General features: G+C 59.8%; 7 protein-coding genes. 3 read left to right on the forward strand and 4 right to left on the reverse strand.

Translation table 11 applies throughout. The features are described 5' to 3' along the window. The 4 genes from VEJ16_13060 to VEJ16_13075 all read right to left on the reverse strand — a co-directional run. Window positions 1–264: hypothetical protein (locus VEJ16_13060; GenBank protein HYB10592.1), on the reverse strand; the 264-nt coding region annotated here is incomplete at its 3' end. 981 nt (window positions 265–1,245) lie between these two features. Beyond that, a complete protein-coding gene (locus VEJ16_13065; protein ID HYB10593.1) occupies window positions 1,246–1,755 on the reverse strand; it encodes a DUF3280 domain-containing protein in 510 nt (169 codons plus the stop codon). A 7-nt stretch (window positions 1,756–1,762) separates the two neighbouring features. Then, window positions 1,763–2,590, reverse strand: coding sequence for a TonB family protein (locus VEJ16_13070; GenBank protein HYB10594.1), 828 nt, complete (start codon window positions 2,588–2,590; stop codon window positions 1,763–1,765). Between the two features lie 199 nt (window positions 2,591–2,789). Next, the gene (locus tag VEJ16_13075; protein HYB10595.1) at window positions 2,790–3,143 is read right to left on the reverse strand and encodes a cytochrome c family protein; all 354 of its coding nucleotides are present in this window, start codon (window positions 3,141–3,143) and stop codon (window positions 2,790–2,792) included. Between the two features lie 410 nt (window positions 3,144–3,553). On the opposite strand from VEJ16_13075, the gene VEJ16_13080 reads away from it, so the two are divergent. From VEJ16_13080 to VEJ16_13090, 3 genes are all read left to right on the forward strand, one after another. Further along, window positions 3,554–4,246, forward strand: coding sequence for a pentapeptide repeat-containing protein (locus VEJ16_13080; protein ID HYB10596.1), 693 nt, complete (start codon window positions 3,554–3,556; stop codon window positions 4,244–4,246). Between the two features lie 25 nt (window positions 4,247–4,271). After that, the gene (locus VEJ16_13085) at window positions 4,272–4,445 is read left to right on the forward strand and encodes a hypothetical protein (GenBank protein HYB10597.1); all 174 of its coding nucleotides are present in this window, start codon (window positions 4,272–4,274) and stop codon (window positions 4,443–4,445) included. A gap of 43 nt (window positions 4,446–4,488) precedes the next feature. Continuing rightward, window positions 4,489–4,660, forward strand: a 172-nt coding sequence (locus VEJ16_13090; protein HYB10598.1) for a formaldehyde-activating enzyme, incomplete at its 3' end; no start/stop codon positions are given.

Consider the following 4,660-nt stretch of genomic DNA (forward strand, 5'->3'; position numbering starts at 1 on the left):
CTGTAAACCGCGCTTGCCGATCCGCGCGCACAATCCGAAGCGCTCGAGATCCTGCGCGACCTCATCGAACGCGTTGAGGTAAACCCGACCGAAGACGGCTTCGTGATTGAGCTCATGGGCGAGATCGCGAACATGGTTAAGCTCTCGACAGGGATGGAGAGCGTCGCAACGGAGCCTTATCGCAGTTCGGTAAAGGTGGTTGCGGGGGAGTGCAACCAGCGTTACTTGCAGTTTCTCAACTCCCGAATACCCACGCTTCGGCAAGAATCTCGCAGTAGGTGCCGACAAGATCCAAATCTGCTTACAGTTCCAGACCACGAACGTTGGCCCTTGGGGCGACGTCGCCGGCAGTGGGGCGGTCCTCACCATGCCGGGCTCGCTCGGTGCTGGTCTCGCAATGACGATTGGCGATCTGTATCGCCTGCCGGCAGCTTCTTGCCAGCTTCCAAGAACTCTTCCGACCACGTACAGCAAAGGCTCTCCACGATTCCCTCACGCCAACGGAGCGCAGCAATTGCGCGTTGGGTGCGAAGGCCCGGCTGAATGATTCGGACCATTTCTTCCGTCGAACACTTATTACATATCGCGCGATGAATCGCTCGGACATCCTGTTCGGCCGTCCCTGACGCACCGGGTTCCGGTCCTTTTTCCGCTCCCTCACGGACTACGATGAGCAAGAAATCCTGCATTCGCAAAACCTCTCAGACTGTCTCGCAATTACCGAAGGCGAACACGAACGTGCTGCGGGTGCGTCGCTTATCGGCCTTGGCCTGCGCATCGCGGTCGAACGGCAATGAAAACCGCCACGCCGCGGTGAAGATCGGCCGCGACAAATCGAGCGCAAGGGCCGGGAAGACGAACTTGTGCGACTCGCGCTAATTTTCTTAGGTTATCGCAACGTCGCGATACAATACCGTCGTTTTAGCTGGAGAGTGCGGCCATGGGACGCCTTGCGGCAATCGGCGTTTTACTGTTCGCTTGCACGACGTCATTCGAGGCGTGCGCCGGTCCAGCCGCGAACGAGCCCGGCAATTCCGGCGCATCGGCGCCGGCCGCGAGTGAAGACAGCGTAAAGACTCTCAAGGAAAGGCTCTCCGACAAGGCATCCGATGATCAACGGGTCGACAACTGCGGCGTGCCATTCGACCGGCGCGGTTCGCGGCCCCGGCCGGATTGTGCTGGTGACCCCCCATCCCTAACGGCAAAGGGTGGTGATTCAGGCCCTGCCGGGTCATCGCTTGCTGATCAAGGTTCGACGAGCAGGTAATGACGGATCATGTAGTCGAAGCCGTGCCGCCAGGATTCGTCGGTATTGCCGCGAATATCGACGCTTTTGACAAACTCCATCTTTCCGGTCCGCGCATCCTCCATGTAAAGGTTGATATTGAGGATGAGGTTGCTCACCTTTTGCACGGTTCCCCACGCCGCCCAATCCGCCCCGGCCCTGGTCGCGAGGTCACGCTCGCAGCCATTGCAGCCGCTTATGGCAGGACCGGATTGAATTTTCGCCTGCATGTCGGCGGGGATGGGAATGACCTTGAATCGGCCCGAGGCATTAAGCCTTTCGTGAAAGAGATCGTCGAGCATTTCGAGCCGCTGCATCTCGGCGGGGGTCGTCTGCTCGAGCGACGAATTGATCAGCGCGAAGCCTAAGAACGCGACGCTCGGAACCTCGCCGGCAAAGCCAGGCATCGCGCCAGCCACGGCGAGGCACATGAGTGCCGTCGCCAATACCGCGGACCGCGGCCGGATCATGATCGCGTCACTGGAGCCGGAAGGTAATCGGAAGTTCGAAGGTCGCCCTGGGCAGATCGATTTCCCTAGGAAACGATGGGAACGGGCCCGCGGCCTTCGTCGCCTGAACCGACGCCTCGACAAGACGGGAAGGTGAACCGGACAGCGCTTCGACATCGAGAAGTTTTCCATCGTGCTCGATGACGATGCGCAGCACGACCGTCCCCTCCTCGCGGCGAATCATGGCTTGGGCGGGATAGGATTTGTGCGCCTCGATAAGTCCATGCAGACGGCTCGCATACTGTCCTAATGCCGCCTTCGTTGCGGCCGCATCGATGAGCGCAACGCTCGGCGCGGCGGCGACCTCTTGGACGGTAGGGGCCATGGCTTGAGCCGGTGCGGCGGACGAACCTTCTACGTCCGCCTCGGCAGCGGGGGCCGCCGCTTCGTGGGGCCTTGCATAAGCCATCGCCTGTGCCGGCTTCGGCGGAAGAGTGGGGATCGGCAGTTCCGCCGGAAGCTCCGCGACCGATGCCTCCGGTTCTGGCTCGACGGATTTCACCGCTTGCGCTGGAGGTTCCTCGGGGGTCGGGGGTTTCAACGCGGCGGGCTGTTCGGTCGGCTTTGACTCTGCGGTTTGATGGGACGGGCTGGCGGTCGCGACTTCCGGGCGAAGCGGTTCGCGCTCCTGCAACACGGGTGCCGGCGACCCAGGTGCGGGAAGGGAAACGAGTTCGACCGGCACTACCTCCGGTTCATCAATGGAAACAGGGTGGAACGCCAACGCGAGCACGAAAAATCCGCTTGCATTCAGCAGCAACGAAAGCGCCGCGCCGAGTGCTAATTGTCTTTCCAACAGTGAATCAAGGCGTTGCAAGGTATTCCCCGCTCCCGCCCGGTTGCCCCTCCGAATGTCGCGCAATTATCCGGCCAATGCGCGGGAAGGGCCAGTGCGATGTTGACGTGTCGACCTTCGGTAAAGTGCGCTCAATGCTGAGTTTGCGGAGTGCCAATGATCACCTTTCCCGCCAGCCGGCTCGTGTCGGACGACAAGATCATTTCAGGGTCTCCAGGTAATCGATTAAGGCGTCGCGGTCCGCCTTGTCCTTGAGGCCGGGGAAAATCATCTTGGTGCCCGGCACGACTTCGCGCGGGTTTGTAAGGTATGTATCGAGTGTCGCGCGATCCCACGTCATGTCGAAATTTTTCATGGCATCGGAATAGTTGAAATTTGCAATGCTCGCCGAATGACGTCCGACGATGCCGAAAAGGCTCGGCCCGATCTTGTTCTTGCCCGCTTCGTTTGTGTGGCAAAGCGCGCACTTTTTGAAGATCTCCTTGCCCTTGTCGACGTCGGCGGCGTCGGCGGCAACGGTCGCGATCGACAATCCGACTACGGCGAAGATCATCGTTCTCGTCACTCCTTTGGCTGGCATTCAAACCTCCCCATCGATTCAATTTTTTTTCGCGATATCCACGTTCTTTAGGATCGATCAGTCCGCGCGACCGCCGTCAATCGGGTTCACACCGCACCTGCCTTTCGATCCACCGCACCGCGCAGACTATCGTTGCTCGCTCGAGTGCGCGTCCTTTGCAAGCTAGCATACTGTAGTTGATGTCCAAAGAGCTGGTAGGCTGGTCCGAGAATAGACAATCCTGTAGTTTAGAAAGCCCTGCTCAAACCCGCGCGATGGCGATAGGGGTCCTCAAGCAAATGCAATCGAGATCGAAGCCGGCGGCACTTGCGCTTTTACTTGCGTTCGCCGCGTTTGCACGGGCCGCAAGCGCAGCCGATCTCACTGCGGATGAGGTGCGCGAGATGGTCGCCAAGGCAACCCCGGTTCAACCGCCGGCTCTTGCGGGCAAGGATCTGTCCAAACTCGATCTCAGCGGGGTCGACTTCAAAGGTGCCGATCTCGCTGGTGCTAATCTCTTCGCAACCAAGCTTGTAGGGGCGAACCTGTCAGGTACCAACCTCTCCGGCGCCATGCTGGATGCCGCCTGGATCATGCGTGCCAATTTCAGCGGCGCCGACCTCTCGGGTGCAAGCATGTTTGGCCCGGTTGTCTATGCGGGATTGGACGTGACGCCGGCGGATGCCCCTATCTTCAGGGATGCTAATTTTTCCGGTGCGCGCATTATCGCGAGACTCAGCCGCGTCGACCTGCGGGGAGCCAAGTTCGCCGACGCGAAAATGGGCGTGGACATGAAGAACCAGCCCATGGGCCAGATGCGCATCGATCTCTCGGGCTCGGATTTGTCCGGCGCTAATCTCTCGGGCGCGGATTTGAATCGCGGCGTGCTGTCGTTCGCCAAGCTCATTGACGCCGATCTTAGCAACGCCAACTTGCTCAGCGCCGACCTTTCTGGAGCCAACTTAAGTGGCGCAAACCTGGCGGGCGCGGACGTCACCGACGCCGATCTTGACGGCGCGGTCTTGACTGGAACCAAAGGCTTGAATGCGACGAAGGGCCTAGATAAAGCACGCAACCGCGACAAGGCCGTCCAGTGAAGCGGATTTCCAAGCGTTAGCCGCCGTGCGCTCGACAGCAAAAATCGAACATGAGAGGGCATTGCTGCTCGATTTCGATCGGAGCCTCAAGATGGCGGCATGCTATCCCGGGACGTCGGCCGATCTCACAGTTGCGAGCTTGCTCGCACTTGCCGTCGCAGATATGCTCGATCCCGTTGAAAAGTGGAAGACGGCTTGAGTACCGCGAGATTGCTTTAGCCCGAAATCGAGGGAGGGTCATGATGGCGAAGATCACCAAGGTGTGCGTCGGCGAAGCACTCGTCGGCGACGGCAATGAAATCGCCCATATAGATTTGATTTTGGGACCGCGCGGCGGTCCCGCGGAAGCCACGTTTTGTCATACGCTCACGAGCCAGCGCGAAGGCGTCAACGGTCTTTTGGCCGTGATTGGCC

Source organism: Alphaproteobacteria bacterium (assembly GCA_035625915.1).
In the GTDB taxonomy this organism is placed as follows: domain Bacteria; phylum Pseudomonadota; class Alphaproteobacteria; order JACZXZ01; family JACZXZ01; genus DATDHA01.

What these genes read in the sequence shown, in the direction of transcription:
- VEJ16_13065 (HYB10593.1), bottom strand. Translation starts at nt 1,755, where the DNA reads ATGATCCGGCCGCGGTCCGCGGTATTGGCGACGGCACTCATGTGCCTC.
- VEJ16_13075 (HYB10595.1), bottom strand. Translation starts at nt 3,143, where the DNA reads ATGATCTTCGCCGTAGTCGGATTGTCGATCGCGACCGTTGCCGCCGAC.
- VEJ16_13080 (HYB10596.1), top strand. Translation starts at nt 3,554, where the DNA reads ATGGTCGCCAAGGCAACCCCGGTTCAACCGCCGGCTCTTGCGGGCAAG.